Source organism: Marinobacter metalliresistant (assembly GCF_038098645.1).
GTDB classification, from domain to species: Bacteria; Pseudomonadota; Gammaproteobacteria; order Pseudomonadales; family Oleiphilaceae; genus Marinobacter; species Marinobacter metalliresistant.
Genome location: NZ_CP101118.1, coordinates 3,499,338 through 3,512,763, shown reverse-complemented (window position 1 = coordinate 3,512,763; position 13,426 = coordinate 3,499,338). Strand labels below are relative to the sequence as shown.

Sequence of the window (13,426 nt, the reverse complement as noted above, 5' to 3'; positions counted from 1 at the left end):
AGCCAGAAAAAGCAGGCCGGCTTGGCAAAGCCTCACCCGACGCACGCCCAGTACTCGTACCTTTGTCGGATGATGCTTCGCTAGCCCAATCTACAACTCTTTTACAAATCCGACCTTGAACACCAGAGCTTCTTAATCAGCATCCAGAATCGTCAAGGGCAATGTCAGGAGCATCGGTAGCGCCAGTCGCTTCTACAAACGTTACTTCACAAGTACCAGGCGCATTGTTTGCTGCAATAGTTCCGGCAGTAGTTGTATCGAAATCGTTCGCATCAATCTGCGCAGCGGTCAGAATACTGGCCTGTGTTGGATAGCCATAGGCCAGGGCAACAGCTTGTCCTTCCAGTGTCACGGATTCGCCGGTACTTGCTGTCTGGTCACAGCCCGAGTCCGCAAGGCAGGCGGAACGGACTATGGCATTGGCTGAACGCACAGCTCCATAAACGCCCTGAATGCTTGCGGCACGAGCATCTCCACCCAAATCCGCAAACCGCGGCAAAGCAAACGCCGCCAGAATGCCCAGAATGACAATCACCATAACCAGTTCGATCAGGGTGAAACCTTGCTCTTTTCTTGTTGCAATCGCTGTCATCGCTTTCATGGTAGTACTCCGTTCTTGGTTGCCGGTTGGCTTTTGGGTTTATCAGTTAATGACTGTGGTTATTTCGCCGGTATCAGCATCGTAGGCGATGGTGCTGCCCTGGTCGTCCGGTTGATAGGTGAACAGGCAATCGCCGCTGATGATTGAAGTGGTGTACTCTGTCTGCGCGGATGTACTCACCGTCGGCGCGTTTGACTGCAGGACGCCGTACCAGACTTCCTCGCATTTGGTTGCGTTCATGGCCGTGCCTGTGTCGTTTGAGAGAACCGAGGTCGGCCAGCCGTCGGCGCTGACATCCACGTCGTCGTTGCCAAAGCCGACCACATTTGTCTGCGCCGTGGTGAATCCGTTGGAAACCCACTGGGTTTTGGCAAGGGCGACGCCCGCCGCCAGGGCACCGGCCGTGGCGCGGATACTGGACTGATGCGCCTGCTCGGAAAGCTGGGCAAATCGCGGCAGTGCAAAGGCAGCCAGAATCGCCAGGATGGCAATAACGACCACCAGCTCTATCAGGGTGAACCCCTGCTGTTTATTGGTACTGTTGTTCCCCGTCATAGGTCAGCCTCGCTACGGTTTCTTTCTTCCGTCTGATCAGCGTTGCGCATCCTGCGTTTGCGCTGCTTCTTCTGTCAACGACACCGGGGACAATCGGAGCCCCGTCAGTCGCTCTTCCTGCTCCCGCATGCCATTCCCGTTGCGGTCCGCAAATTCCGTTGTCACTTCCCAGGCCAGAGGCTGCGCCTCATAAGCTTGCCGGCGGTCTACAGTTATCGGCTGCCTTGGGTTATAAATTAACCAACCTTTGGGCCCGTTTACTGTTTCTTTTTGTTGTTCGCTTTGTTGTTCAATAGCCTGGAAGCACCAGCCCCCCGGCTCCGGCCGAGAATTCTCACAGCGGCCCTGGTAGTTCCCCCACTGATGCTCAATCAGCTCAAAGGGGTTGATACCACGGTGCTCAGCCAGGCTGCCATAACGGCTCAGCATCACCTCGGCCCCCTTGATCACCAAAGCCGACCTGAGCTGACCGATCACCATATTGGCGGCCCGCTCCTCGGCATTTCGCGTCTCCCGCTCCAGCACTCCGAGCAGGAACCACCAGAGCACTCCCAGCACAACCAGCACCACGGCCAGCCGAAACTTCCGGGTCTGGCCCAGCCCGTTGGCATCCGTCGGCCATGCCGGTGGCACTCAGCCCCGCCCCATGGCGGCGGCCCCCAGATCCCAGATCGGCAGGAACACGCCCAGCGCCAGGATCAGAACCAGGATGCCCATGGCCACAATGAGTATCGGCTCGATGGATTCTGCCAGTCGCTTGAGCCCGTAATCCACGTCCTCATCGTAAAAATCCGCCACGTTGTTGAGCATGTCATCCACGGAACCGGTTTCCTCGCCAACCGCAATCATCTGCAGAATCAGCGGCGTGAACATCTCACTGTGCCGGGCGGTTCTGAGCAGGCTCTCGCCGCGCTCAATGCCAGTGCGCATGTCCTTGATATGGATCGCTATCCAGGCGTTGTCGGTGGCATCCGCCACCACCGTCAGGGCCTGGGTCACGGGCATGCCCGCGGCCAGCATGGTAGCAAAGTTTCTCGCAAACCGACTGAGCGTGATCAATTCCAACAGCGGCCCGATAACCGGCATCCGGAGCTTGTAGCGGTCCCAGGTCAGCCGGCCCTGTTCCGTCTGCTTCCACTGCCGAAGCAGCAGCCCGCCGGCTGCCGCCGCAAACAGCATCACGTACCAGTAGCCCAGAAGGAAGTTTGAGGTACCCACCAGAACCTGGGTCAGCAACGGCAGATCCGCACCCAGCTTGTTGAACACCGCGGCAAACTTCGGGATTACCAGGAAGTTCACCACCATCAATGCCGCCAGCAACGCAATCATCACGAACATCGGATAACGCATGGCCTGCTTGAGCCGCCGCTTGGTATCCCGCTCCAACTCCAGAATTTCCGACAGCCGCTTGAACGCATCGTCCAGCATCCCGGTGTTCTCACCCACGTGGATCATGGCAATGAACAGTTCCGAGAAGACCTTCGGATGCGCCTGCATGGCCGTGGCCATGGTGGTGCCGCCCTCAAGCCGCGTGGTCACATCCTCGAGCACTTCCGCGAGCACCGGCGATCGCGAGGTTTCCGCCAGCCCTCGCATGGTCCGGATCAACGGAATCCCGGCCTTGGTCAGTGCGTGCATCTGGCGGCAGAATACAATGAGTTCATCCAGTGTCACTTTTTTCCGGAATATCGGGAGCCGGTTAAGCCGGTCAATCACCGGGTCGGTCTGCTCCTTCTCGCGGATCATCAGAGGCGTAATGCCCCGGCGCATCAGTTCCGCGGCGGCCGCATCCACATTCGGGGCGCCAAGTGAGCCCTGCTGCACACTGCCGCGATTGTCCTTGCCCCGGTAACTGAACTGCATCAGGCGCCTCCCCCAACCGGCTCATCCGGGACAGGGATTTCATCGTCGGGGGAGAGATCACCCTCGGATGTCGCCGCCACCCGGGCCACTTCTTCCAGCGCTGTCACACCCTGAAGTGCGTAATCCATTGCGCACTGCCCGAGCGGCCGGTAAAACTCGCTTTTGCGGGCTGCCCGGGTAAAGCCGGAGACATCCTGCCGGCGCAATGCATCCAGCATCGCCTCGTTCATTTCAAGCATTTCGTAGACGCCGACCCGCCCCTTGTAGCCGGTATTGCTGCATTGGTAACAACCGCGGCCGTGAACAAATCCGGCTTCGATATCGAGTGGATCAAGATCAAAGGTGGCCAGCCACACCCGCTCCTGATCCGTTGGCTGATAGGGTTCCGAGCAGTTGTCGCAAACCCGGCGCACCAGGCGCTGGGCGACCACGCCCAGCAGCGAGCTGGCCACCAGAAACGGCTCCGCGCCCATATCAATCAGGCGCATGGCGCTGCTGATGGAATCGTTGGTGTGCAGGGTGGAAAGCACCAGGTGGCCGGTCATCGCCGCCCGAAGGCCGATTTCAACAGTCTCACGATCCCGCATCTCACCGACCAGGATCACATCGGGATCCTGGCGGAGGGCCGCCCTCAGCACATTGGCGAACTCCAGCCCTATTTTAGGGTTCACCTGTACCTGGGTAATCCGGGGCAGGCGGTATTCCACAGGGTCCTCGGCGGTGATAATTTTCACCTCCGGGCGGTTCAGTTCCGACAGCGCTCCATACAGCGTTGTGGTTTTACCGCTACCGGTAGGGCCGGTCACAAGGATCATCCCGTGAGGTTTTTTGATCATCCGCCGGAACTGCTCGAGCAGTTGTGCGGGCATGCCGGTAACATCCAGGTTCAGCATGCCCTGGCTCTGATCCAACAGCCGCATGACCACCGATTCGCCATACTGAACCGGCATGGTCGATACCCGGACATCGATGCTTCGGCCCTTGACCCGGATGTTAAAACGCCCGTCCTGGGGCATCCGCTTCTCGGAAATATTAAGGCCGGCCATCAGTTTCAGGCGAAGAACCAGTGCGGCATTCACCCGCTTCTCTTTCATCACCTGTTCCTGAAGCACGCCATCCACCCGTTGCCGGATACGAACGACCGTCTCGTCCGGCTCGATGTGAATGTCCGAACTGCGGGCCTGCATGGCGTCTTCAAACAGGGTCTGAAGCAGTTTGACAACCGGCGCCTCGGCGCTCTCGGATTCCGCAGAAAGGTCGGCCAGATCAAAGGCATCGTCACCCAGTTCGTCTTCCAGCTCTTCCGCCAGGGAGGCAATTTCATCGGTGCGCCGGTACACCAGGTCCAGCGTGCTCAGCAGCTCGCTTTCCCGAACGACCGCTTGCCTGATGGGCTGCCGGAGGATGCGCACCAATTCGTCGTAGGCAAAGATATCGAGCGGATCGGCCATGCCCACCAGCAGTTCACCACTCTTCTCGGCCAGAACAATACTGCGGAACCGTCGTGCCATCGCCTCGGGCAGCTTTTTTACCAGCTCGTTATTGAACTGATAATGACGCAACTGCACAAAGGGCACATCCAGCTGCCGGGACAGGATATTGAGCAGGCTGTCCTCGTCGACATAGCCAAGATCGGTCAGGGTCTTACCCAGTTTCCGCCCGGTGCTTTTCTGTTCACGCAGGGCCGTCATCAGCTGCTGTTCAGTAATGACATCATTCTGAACCAGCAGGTCACCTAACCGGACTTTCTTTTTCGGCTCTGTCGTCATCATCCTGCCTGCAGCGTTTTCAGTCGTTCTCGAACATAGTCCGCCAGGGACGGCGAAAGGCCGGGCAACCGGGCGGCCTGACCATAGGCTCGAACTGCGCCCTTAACCTCACCACCGGTTTCCAGGGCAATGGCCAGCCCCACCCACCATGTGGCACGGCTGTCGTCCCGGGCAATGAGGACCGACCAGTGCCGTGCGGCTTCGGTGCTGCGGCCGGCCTGCTGCAGCAAGGTGGCCAGCGTCACCCGGTATTCTGTGTGCTGCCCATCGGTGGGCACTTGCCGCTCAAGCGTGGCAACGGCTCCGGACAGATCACCCCTGGCATGAAGGGCTCTTGCCCGGAGTAGACGCAACCCGGCATGGGCGTCAGCGACTGGTTCCGGCAACCATGCCAGGGCCCGGTCCGGCATGCCCTGAACCAGCATCCGACGGGCGAACACTTCCCGGCTGGCCATTGCGGGCTGAGACGCTGCCAATTCCCGCAACCTCTGTTCGGCTTCGCGGGTTTTACCAGACCGGAGCAGTGACGTTAATTCCCGGCTGACCCTGAGATCAATGGCTTCCGGCGTCTCACGAACCTGCTTCACCTTTGCTGCCGGCTTTGCTGCCGGCGTACCGCTCGACAGGATCGCGGCAGTTTCCGCAGTACGTTCTCCAACCCCGGCCCCGGCCTCTGGCTGCCCGATGCCTGCCACCGGCTGCCCGGGGGGCGCTTGTTTTGCCGGCGTTGGCGTTGATGGCTCAGACGCTTCGGCAATGTCTGCCCCTGGCTCAGGTTCGGGCTCAGGCTCAGGCTCAGGTTCGGGTTCGGGTTCGGGTTCGGATTGAGCTTCAGGTTCAACAGGTGGCACTGGTTCTCTGGGCAGCCCGCTCTCACCTTTCGCAAGAGCGGGCTCTGCGGTAACGTCCGGGGCCTCCGGCGCCGGCTCGACGACTGGAGCGGCGCTGACCACGGCGGGTGCTGCCTCGCCCCTGCCCTGAGCCTGAAACCAATAACCGAAACCGGCGACCACACCGCCCACCAACAAGAGCACAACGGCCCACAGCCAGAAGTTTACCCGCCCTCCGGCCGGAACCTGCCCGGTGTAGGCACCCGCCACGCCTGGCCGGTTCTGCCGTTGCTCGGCGGCACGCAAGGCATCATTGAGCAAGCTCATAGCCACCTCGCAATCAGGCCGGGAGAGCGGACGCTTTCGGTATCACGTACCGCCTGCAGGGCATGGCCACGCTGAACCAGACGATCACCCTTGCCCCAGGCCGCCAGCATGGACTTGTGGGCAAGAATATTGACCAGCCGGGGAATGCCACCGGAAGCCCGGGTAATCAGGCGTAAGGCACCGGGAGCGAACAGATCCGCTCCGTTGTAACCGGCCTGCGCCAGTCGATGACGCAGGTACTGCGCAACCGAGTTTTTGTCCAGGGGTGTCAGGCGATAATGGAAAGTGATGCGCTGGTTCAACTGCCGGAGGCTCTGTTTCTGCAACAGCACATCCAGCTCCGGCTGGCCGAACAACACCACCTGCAACAACCGGACACTTTCCGTTTCCAGATTTGTAAGCAGCCGCAATGCCTCAATGGTTTCCTCGGGCATGGCCTGGGCCTCGTCGATCACCAGAACCACCGGCGTCTGCGCCGTGGCGTGGGCAATAAGCCGCTCGTTGATGGCTTTCAGAACCTGGTGAGGATTGGCACAACCGGACACATCGACACCCAACTCCTCGGCCACCGCCTGGTAGAGCGTATCAGGTGTCAGACGGGGGTTGGGTAAATACGCGGTGCACGCCCGCGGCTCCAGTTCGTTGAGCAGCAACCGGCACAGCAGGGTCTTGCCGGTGCCCACTTCACCGGAGATCTTGATGAAACCCTCACGCTCCTTCAGGGCCACCAGCAGCAATTCCAGCGCATCGCCATGGCTGGGTGCCCGCAGGAAGTAACGGGTATTTGGCGTCAATGCGAACGGTGCTTCCTGCAGTCCGAAATGGGATTCGTACATGCTAGCGAACGGCTTTCTCCGGCTCAGGGGTAACGGATTCGGACGACTCCAGCAGCTCCCGGAGTACACTTATGCGCTCGCGGCTGGCCGCGACATCGGCATCCATCTGGGTCGACCCCGCCATCACCGGGCGCAACAGGATCACCAGTTCGCTCTTGCGGGACTGGAATTTTCGCTGCTTGAACAACTCCCCGACCAGAGGAATGTCGCTGAAGAAGGGAACGGCCGAGTTGTTGTCCTCACTGCTGTTCTGAATAAGACCACCGATCACGACAATCTGCCCGCTCTCGGCGCGAATCACGCTGTCGGTCTCACGCACGGTGCTGCTGGCCAGGGGCAGGGTTACATCCTGCTCACCAATGGTAACGACCTTTTCCTGATCGGTCACCTCACTCACCGACGGATGAACGTGTAAGGTGATAACGCCACTCTCGGAAATCTGCGGGGTTACATCCAGGGAAATGCCTGAGAAAAACGGCGTAAGCTCAACGGATGTCGAATTCGTGTCCGTTACCGTCAGGGCGGAGTTGTTGTTATAAAAATCGATATCCGTCACAAAGAACTCATCGGTACCGACCTTGATGACCGCCTTCTGATTATTCACCGTGGAGATGCGCGGGCTTGAGAGAATCTGCACATTGCCCTGCCCTCCAAGCAACTCGATCAGGGCGGTAAAACTGCCTTCCCTGATAGTGGCCGAAAACAGTCCACCAATATCGGAGGTCTGGATAGCCTGACCTGCCAGGGCCTGCGCGGTAAACTCCGCTGGCAAGCCATCACTGGCCACCACCGATGACGCACTATGGATATCTGACCAGTTAATGCCCTGCTGATAGCTTTCGTTCAGGGCAATTTCCAGAATCTTGGCTTCCAGGATCACCTGACGCTGCATGATCAGCTCGGTACGGCGCAGGTACTCTTCCACCAGTTCCAGGTCTCTTGCGCCGGCGCGCACCATGACCAGCCCGGCACCGGGGTTAACGATCACCTGCTCACCATCACCGTCAACAATCATGCTCAGCGCGTTTTGAATGTCCTGCCAGAAATCGGAAGCCGTTTCCGTGGAAATGGTTGTTCCCACCAGACTGCGGGTCTCCCTGGAACTGTTATTGCTGCTGTCGCCGGCACGGTCGTAGTTTCCGCTACGGGTACCGGTTGAGCGACCGGAGTTGTCGCGGGAACTGGTGACCTGACCGGAGCTGACCCGGGTCTCGGAGCCGCCCCGGCGCTTGAAGTGCAGATAATCAATGGGGAACAGGCGGGTCTGAATCTGGTCAGCCTGTACCCGGAACAAGCGGCCGGTGCGCCGGATATCCAGCCCGTAAAGGTCTCCGGCGATGTCCATGACCTCTGGCACGGTGACATCGTCCAAGCGCAGATCAATACTCGCATTCACCCCGGGATGAACCACAACGTTGTAGCGGGTGCCCGCTACGAGCGCTTCAAAAAAGCTGCCTGCGGGAATGCCACGGGCATTGACATCAAAACGCTCATCAAGATCCGCGGGCCCGGACAGAGGAGGCAGCAACGCCGCACTGACATCCGCGGGCAGAGGGGCGGCTTCCTTCTGCGCCCCGGGTTCCGCCGGAGAGTTTTGCCGGGCGTCTTCCAGCGCCTGATCAATAGCGTCCGCCGCATCAGTCGAGGTCGCCGTCGCAGAGCGCATCAGCGGGTTGTTGCTACACGCCGCCAGCACAAGGCTCAGGGCCAGCAAGCCCGTTATCCTGATTTTTGTCATGAGTATCCGGTTATCTGTCATTGAGTTCCCCGGACCTGCGGGAGCCTCTCCAGGTATAACACCCGTTCGCGGCCGCTATCCGTTACCAGAACACGATTGTCGTAAATCCGGATAACCCGCAGGCTGTCAACAGCCTGGCCTTCCCTGAGGGCCTCGCCATCAATAATGGCGACACGTCGGTCCTTGCTGTAAAGAATTGAGTCCAGCAACAAGTCTCTCTCCGGCACTGGTGTCACAACCGCCACTTCAAAGCCCGGTGGCCGGGTCGGATCCTGCAACGCAGAGACCGCCCCTGGAAACAAAGTCAGCGCGCCCGCGGCCAGGCAGGTCCATGGACAGAACAATATACGCAAGCGTTTACTCATGTCATACTCCTAGCCAGGCCTGATCCACACTCAGTGTTCGCACCCGAATGACGGCTTCACCGGAAGGCCAGTCACCGGCGCTGTACTCCAGCATGATCCATCCCAGACGTTCGTCCATTGCCTCAAGTCGCTCTAGGTAGTTCAACACGTCGAGGTAACTGCCCTCAATGTGCAACTCAGCATCATGGGCATAAAGCAGGGGCTCTTCCGCCGCCTTCGGCTCTTCCGGAGGTTGTGAGCCTGGCTTTGGCGCAAAGACCGGCGTTGGCGTTTTCAGCTCCATGCCCTGCAGCACCAGCGAATCCTGGGCGGCCAGTATATCCCGCAACAGCGTCACCATCGCCCTGGGTGCAATCAGTTGCCCGGTGGTATCCGCAATCTGCCGGTTCAGCCTGTCCAGCCTCTGTTGCCGGGCGCTCAATTGGTTTTGCAATACCCGGGACGGGTCGGTGGCCAGTTGCTCATCAAGCAACTGCTGCTGCGCCAGCAGGTCGTCCCGACTGGCGGACAATGCCTGAATCCGGCTCGCCAGTCTCTGCTGCTCCTGTTGCAGCGGAGAAACTGCAAGCTCCCAACCGACAAAGATCACAAGCACCAGAGCCGTGAACAGAATCAGTGTCCGCTCGCGGATCGGACGCTGGTTGTACCAGTTCGCGGCCCGGGCAAACGAGTTTTCCGGGGAGCCCGCCATCAGCTGTCCTCCCCTGTCCGCCGGGTCGACACCCGGAAATCAATCCAGTGGCCTTGTTCTGGCCGCGACAACCGGAACGCTCCAAAGGTTCTTCCGGTAAACGCCGCTTCCTCACCAAGGTTCTCAAGGTACAGGGGCACCAACGCACCCGAACGACTGCGCCCTTCGATGGTTACCTGGCTGGGCTCTGATTGCAGGGTAACCCCCGTCAACCAGACATTTTCGGGAATCTGCCTGGCCAGCGCAGCCATCTGGGGCGAGAAACGGCCACCCTCGGAAACCACAAGGCTCTCCACTTTATCCAGCAAACGCCGACGCCGGGAAAGGGCCTCGGTGACCCGGGCCAACGCTGCCTCTACCTCTGCATCTGGTTGTCTGGACCGAACGGCCTCCGAAAGCTCAGCCACCACCTGCTCCAGACGCGTATTCTGTTGCTCCAGAGTTGCGGCCTGCTTTGCCATCCCGGCATTCTGGTAGCCAACGACGCCAGCCAACAGCGCCACCAGAACCACGCCGAGGGCCAGGACTGCGAGCGCACCCCCCGCCTGAAGCCGCTCCTGGCTCGGCCGCAATTCCAGGGTGTAAAGGTTGACCTGCTGGATCATGTGTGACCATCCTCCGGCAAGGGCAGGCCAGCACTCCAGGCCGGCAGGCAGCGACTGTCCAGATCCGCTTCGAGGCCGACCGAGCCCCAGCCCAGGGTTTCAATGCCTGCGGAAACATAGGAAGACAGCATTGAGGCCAGAGGCAGGACACTGTCCCGGGCAACCAGACGAATCATTGCAGGCGGCACCTGGCCCAGTTGGCTCTCGTAATAATCCAGTGAGCGCTGCATTTCCAGAGCCAGGGACTGAACCGCCGATTCCTGCCGGGCCGCGTCACGCAGGTCTTCAGACGTCACCTCAAGGCGACGGGACAGGTATAGCATGTTGTCTTTGCAGATGACCATCTGGCCGTAGCTCTCTTTCAGGTGAACCAGAGCGGCACCGCGCCTGTTGTCGTCCAGCCGGCATACCAGATTGCGCAGGGCCAGTTCGGCGATATCGATACGATCCAGCTCCAGGCCGGATTCCTGAACCAGCGTCACAAGCTCGGAAACCAGTGATTTCCTGGCGGCGACGACGTTCACCAGTTCTCCGCGGCCACGGGAAGCATCCTCTGGAAACGGGAAAACATCGGAAACGGCCTCTGAAGGGCTGAAACCAAGAAAATCCTTGAGCTTCCATTTTAGTGCATCGCCCAGCTCCGATTCCTCGATGCCCTCCGGGCGATCCATCTGGAAAACCTGGTACTGGTCCAGGGGCAAAACCAGCGTTGTTGCGGCGCCCGCCCAGCCATGCTCGTCAACCAGTTCCTGGAGAACTGACTGGCGCTTTGCCGGCAGGCATTCAGCGAACCCGAAGCCATCCGCACCGGGGGTTCCCCCGACGGCCCAGGCAACGCCATCAGGGCGCACCTCCAGACAGACGCGCGAACGCGCTCCGGAGCGCCTGAACATCCCGGTCAGCTTATTCAGTAAGGAAATCTTAGTCATCGGGCCCGTTAATTAAACTGGAATCGGAGGCACTCGCAGGCCTCAGGTTTTTGTTATGCTGCCTGAAATCACAGACTCTTTTGACAATCGCCAACATGATAGATGAGAAAGTGAACGTAACTCCACGCTTTTTTCGCTGATTTTACATCGTTTTTTCAAGTCCGTAACAAAAGCCCCCGCAAAGCGGGGACTTTCTCACATCGGATATCCGTTACCCCCCGAAAAACGGCGTACCTAGAACGGAATGTCATCATCGAAATCGTCCACCGGCTCCGGCATACTACCCTGAGACGGCTGGCTGCCATAGCCGCCCGACTGCTGCTTCGGTGGCGGATTGTTCTGCTGCCCGCCCTGGGCGTTATAGTCAGACTGCTGCGGCCGCCCCGCGGGGGCGCCCTGGTTCGCGCCACCTTCGGCACCACGGCTGTCGAGCATCTGCATCTGGCCATTGATATCCACCACCACCTCGGTGGTGTAAACGTCCTGGCCTTCCTTGTTCTGCCATTTACGCGTCTGCAGCTTGCCCTCAATGTAGACCTTTGAGCCCTTACGCAGGTACTGGCCGGCAACTTCGGCAACCTTGCCGAACATCACGATCCGGTGCCACTCGGTTTTCGGCACCAGCTGGCCGGTTTGACGATCCTTGTAGCTCTCGTCTGTCGCAAGATTCAGATTCACCACGGCATTGCCGTTGGGGGTGTAGCGGGTATCCGGGTCCTGCCCCAGATTGCCGATAAGAATTACCTTGTTTACGCCTCGTGCCATGTTCTGCTCCTGACTCTGTTTTCAGGGACAACCCGCACTCCCTGCGGGCTTCCGGATTTCAACAATTGCTAGCCTGCCGGACAAAGGAAAAGTCCGCAAGTAACGCTTCATCAAATTGCTGACGATCCACCTTAAGATAGGCGGTAGCAGCGTCTTCAACAATGACCACATCCTGCACACCCGGCAGGCGACGGAGGTGGCCATCAATATCGTCGTACTGGTTACCCATAACCTTGTGCAACTGTACCACGAAACTGGTGGTATAGCCGGGCGAAGGCATGGTCAGGGCAACCAGCAACCAAAGACCAAGCACGACAACCATAAACCAGAGGACACCCTCAGTACCGGACTGTTCTAACAGGAAGCCGCCCAGCGAACCGCCAAGAAACGCGCCCATGAACTGGGACGTGGAATAGACACCCATCGCCGTCCCCTTGCTGGCCGCTGGCGCCTCCTTGCTGATCAGCGAGGGCAGGCTGGCTTCCAGCAGGTTGAACGCCATGAAAAAGAAAAACAGCCCAACCCACGCAGCCACCAGGCTGGCGGACACCCCTGTCAACCCGGCGGTGGCCAGGGTCAGCAGGGTGATGGCCCCACACAGAACCGGTTTCATCTTGCGTTTTTTCTCGCCGATAATGATGAACGGCACCATGGCAAAAAAAGACGTTACCATCACGCTCAGGTAAAACCACCAGTGCGAACTGCTGGCAAGCCCCAGGGTATCCCGCAACATCGAAGGAAATACCAGAAACAAAGCAGTCAGCACCAGGTGCAGGGCAAAGATCCCGAAGTCCAGCCTGAGCAGGCGGCCATCGGAAACCACACGGCCCAGCATATCCCTGGCCGGATGAGTATCGGCACTGGTTTTGTGCTGATGGGGGGTAGGTACCAGACGATTTACAATCACCAGCGCCACAACGGCCAACGCCGCGGTGACATAGAAAATACCGGACAACCCCCACCAGGCACCAAGAAGGGGCCCCAGAACCAGAGAAACCGAGAACGACAAACCAATGGTGATCCCCACCGTGGCCATGGCCTTGGTTCGCTCCTCTTCCCGGGTCAGGTCACTGAGCAAGGCCATCAGCACACTGGCAATCGCCCCCGCCCCCTGAAGAATCCGCCCGGCAATCACAACGTATATGGAATCCGTGGCGCCAGCCAGAAGGCTACCCGCAGCAAACAGCACGAGACCGATATAGATCATGCGCTTTCGCCCGACCCGGTCAGAGAGCATGCCAAAAGGAATCTGTAACAAGGCTTGGCTGAGGCCATAGGCGCCCATGGCAAAACCGAGCAAGGCGGGCGTGGCGCCTTCAAGCTCGCTACCGAGCAGCATGAACACCGGCATCACCATGAACAGTCCGAGCATGCGCATGGCGTAGACTGACGCCAGGGCCGATACGGAGCGTTTTTCCAGCGTGTTCATGGCAGTTATGTACCTCAGCCGGGGGTTGAAAGCAGTCAGATTGAGGGCACATATCCCTCGCAGGCGGCGCATTGTAACAGAAGGCGCCGCAACGGGGGACCGGTCACTGCGCCTTGCCCCCTA

The 13,426-nt window shown here is 59.4% G+C and carries 14 protein-coding genes; all 14 read right to left on the bottom strand.

The window, feature by feature from the left end; genetic code table 11:
- Positions 1 to 136 precede the first annotated feature (136 nt).
- Positions 137 to 601 (bottom strand): type II secretion system protein, encoded by a 465-nt coding sequence (locus tag NLK58_RS16495; protein ID WP_341581318.1) that lies wholly within the window; start codon positions 599 to 601, stop codon positions 137 to 139.
- 42 nt (positions 602 to 643) lie between these two features.
- Positions 644 to 1,156, bottom strand: a complete 513-nt coding sequence (locus NLK58_RS16490; RefSeq protein WP_341581317.1) for a prepilin-type N-terminal cleavage/methylation domain-containing protein — start codon at positions 1,154 to 1,156, stop codon at positions 644 to 646.
- Positions 1,157 to 1,192: 36 nt separating this feature from the next.
- The gene (locus NLK58_RS16485) at positions 1,193 to 1,789 is read right to left on the bottom strand and encodes a hypothetical protein (RefSeq protein WP_341581316.1); all 597 of its coding nucleotides are present in this window, start codon (positions 1,787 to 1,789) and stop codon (positions 1,193 to 1,195) included.
- A complete protein-coding gene (locus NLK58_RS16480; protein ID WP_341581315.1) occupies positions 1,790 to 3,019 on the bottom strand; it encodes a type II secretion system F family protein in 1,230 nt (409 codons plus the stop codon). It abuts the gene before it with no gap.
- Positions 3,019 to 4,788: a GspE/PulE family protein gene (locus NLK58_RS16475; RefSeq protein ID WP_341582822.1), complete on the bottom strand. Its 1,770-nt coding sequence runs from the start codon at positions 4,786 to 4,788 to the stop codon at positions 3,019 to 3,021. The genes NLK58_RS16480 and NLK58_RS16475 overlap by 1 nt, the downstream gene beginning before the upstream one ends.
- Positions 4,788 to 5,945 (bottom strand): tetratricopeptide repeat protein, encoded by a 1,158-nt coding sequence (locus NLK58_RS16470; protein WP_341581314.1) that lies wholly within the window; start codon positions 5,943 to 5,945, stop codon positions 4,788 to 4,790. Before NLK58_RS16470 ends, NLK58_RS16475 begins: the two co-directional genes overlap by 1 nt.
- A complete protein-coding gene (locus NLK58_RS16465) occupies positions 5,942 to 6,781 on the bottom strand; it encodes an AAA family ATPase (RefSeq protein ID WP_341581313.1) in 840 nt (279 codons plus the stop codon). The genes NLK58_RS16470 and NLK58_RS16465 overlap by 4 nt, the downstream gene beginning before the upstream one ends.
- A gap of 1 nt (position 6,782) precedes the next feature.
- The gene (mshL, locus tag NLK58_RS16460) at positions 6,783 to 8,519 is read right to left on the bottom strand and encodes a pilus (MSHA type) biogenesis protein MshL (RefSeq protein ID WP_341581312.1); all 1,737 of its coding nucleotides are present in this window, start codon (positions 8,517 to 8,519) and stop codon (positions 6,783 to 6,785) included.
- A 17-nt stretch (positions 8,520 to 8,536) separates the two neighbouring features.
- Positions 8,537 to 8,884 (bottom strand): hypothetical protein, encoded by a 348-nt coding sequence (locus NLK58_RS16455; protein ID WP_341581311.1) that lies wholly within the window; start codon positions 8,882 to 8,884, stop codon positions 8,537 to 8,539.
- Between the two features lies 1 nt (position 8,885).
- Positions 8,886 to 9,575, bottom strand: a complete 690-nt coding sequence (locus NLK58_RS16450) for a type II secretion system protein GspM (protein ID WP_341581310.1) — start codon at positions 9,573 to 9,575, stop codon at positions 8,886 to 8,888.
- Positions 9,575 to 10,180 (bottom strand): PilN domain-containing protein, encoded by a 606-nt coding sequence (locus NLK58_RS16445; RefSeq protein WP_341581309.1) that lies wholly within the window; start codon positions 10,178 to 10,180, stop codon positions 9,575 to 9,577. Before NLK58_RS16445 ends, NLK58_RS16450 begins: the two co-directional genes overlap by 1 nt.
- Positions 10,177 to 11,109, bottom strand: a complete 933-nt coding sequence (locus NLK58_RS16440; RefSeq protein WP_341581308.1) for a biogenesis protein MshI — start codon at positions 11,107 to 11,109, stop codon at positions 10,177 to 10,179. Before NLK58_RS16440 ends, NLK58_RS16445 begins: the two co-directional genes overlap by 4 nt.
- 234 nt (positions 11,110 to 11,343) lie before the next feature.
- The gene (gene ssb, locus NLK58_RS16435) at positions 11,344 to 11,874 is read right to left on the bottom strand and encodes a single-stranded DNA-binding protein (RefSeq protein ID WP_341581307.1); all 531 of its coding nucleotides are present in this window, start codon (positions 11,872 to 11,874) and stop codon (positions 11,344 to 11,346) included.
- A gap of 58 nt (positions 11,875 to 11,932) precedes the next feature.
- Positions 11,933 to 13,303 (bottom strand): MFS transporter, encoded by a 1,371-nt coding sequence (locus NLK58_RS16430; protein WP_117619481.1) that lies wholly within the window; start codon positions 13,301 to 13,303, stop codon positions 11,933 to 11,935.
- Positions 13,304 to 13,426 lie beyond the last annotated feature (123 nt).

Excerpts from the sequence above, each read along its gene's own strand:
- NLK58_RS16495 (WP_341581318.1), bottom strand. The coding sequence starts at position 601 with ATGAAAGCGATGACAGCGATTGCAACAAGAAAAGAGCAAGGTTTCACC.
- NLK58_RS16490 (WP_341581317.1), bottom strand. The coding sequence starts at position 1,156 with ATGACGGGGAACAACAGTACCAATAAACAGCAGGGGTTCACCCTGATA.
- NLK58_RS16480 (WP_341581315.1), bottom strand. The coding sequence starts at position 3,019 with ATGCAGTTCAGTTACCGGGGCAAGGACAATCGCGGCAGTGTGCAGCAG.
- NLK58_RS16475 (WP_341582822.1), bottom strand. The coding sequence starts at position 4,788 with ATGACGACAGAGCCGAAAAAGAAAGTCCGGTTAGGTGACCTGCTGGTT.
- NLK58_RS16470 (WP_341581314.1), bottom strand. The coding sequence starts at position 5,945 with ATGAGCTTGCTCAATGATGCCTTGCGTGCCGCCGAGCAACGGCAGAAC.
- NLK58_RS16465 (WP_341581313.1), bottom strand. The coding sequence starts at position 6,781 with ATGTACGAATCCCATTTCGGACTGCAGGAAGCACCGTTCGCATTGACG.
- mshL (WP_341581312.1), bottom strand. The coding sequence starts at position 8,519 with ATGACAAAAATCAGGATAACGGGCTTGCTGGCCCTGAGCCTTGTGCTG.
- NLK58_RS16455 (WP_341581311.1), bottom strand. The coding sequence starts at position 8,884 with ATGAGTAAACGCTTGCGTATATTGTTCTGTCCATGGACCTGCCTGGCC.
- NLK58_RS16450 (WP_341581310.1), bottom strand. The coding sequence starts at position 9,575 with ATGGCGGGCTCCCCGGAAAACTCGTTTGCCCGGGCCGCGAACTGGTAC.
- NLK58_RS16445 (WP_341581309.1), bottom strand. The coding sequence starts at position 10,180 with ATGATCCAGCAGGTCAACCTTTACACCCTGGAATTGCGGCCGAGCCAG.
- NLK58_RS16440 (WP_341581308.1), bottom strand. The coding sequence starts at position 11,109 with ATGACTAAGATTTCCTTACTGAATAAGCTGACCGGGATGTTCAGGCGC.
- ssb (WP_341581307.1), bottom strand. The coding sequence starts at position 11,874 with ATGGCACGAGGCGTAAACAAGGTAATTCTTATCGGCAATCTGGGGCAG.
- NLK58_RS16430 (WP_117619481.1), bottom strand. The coding sequence starts at position 13,303 with ATGAACACGCTGGAAAAACGCTCCGTATCGGCCCTGGCGTCAGTCTAC.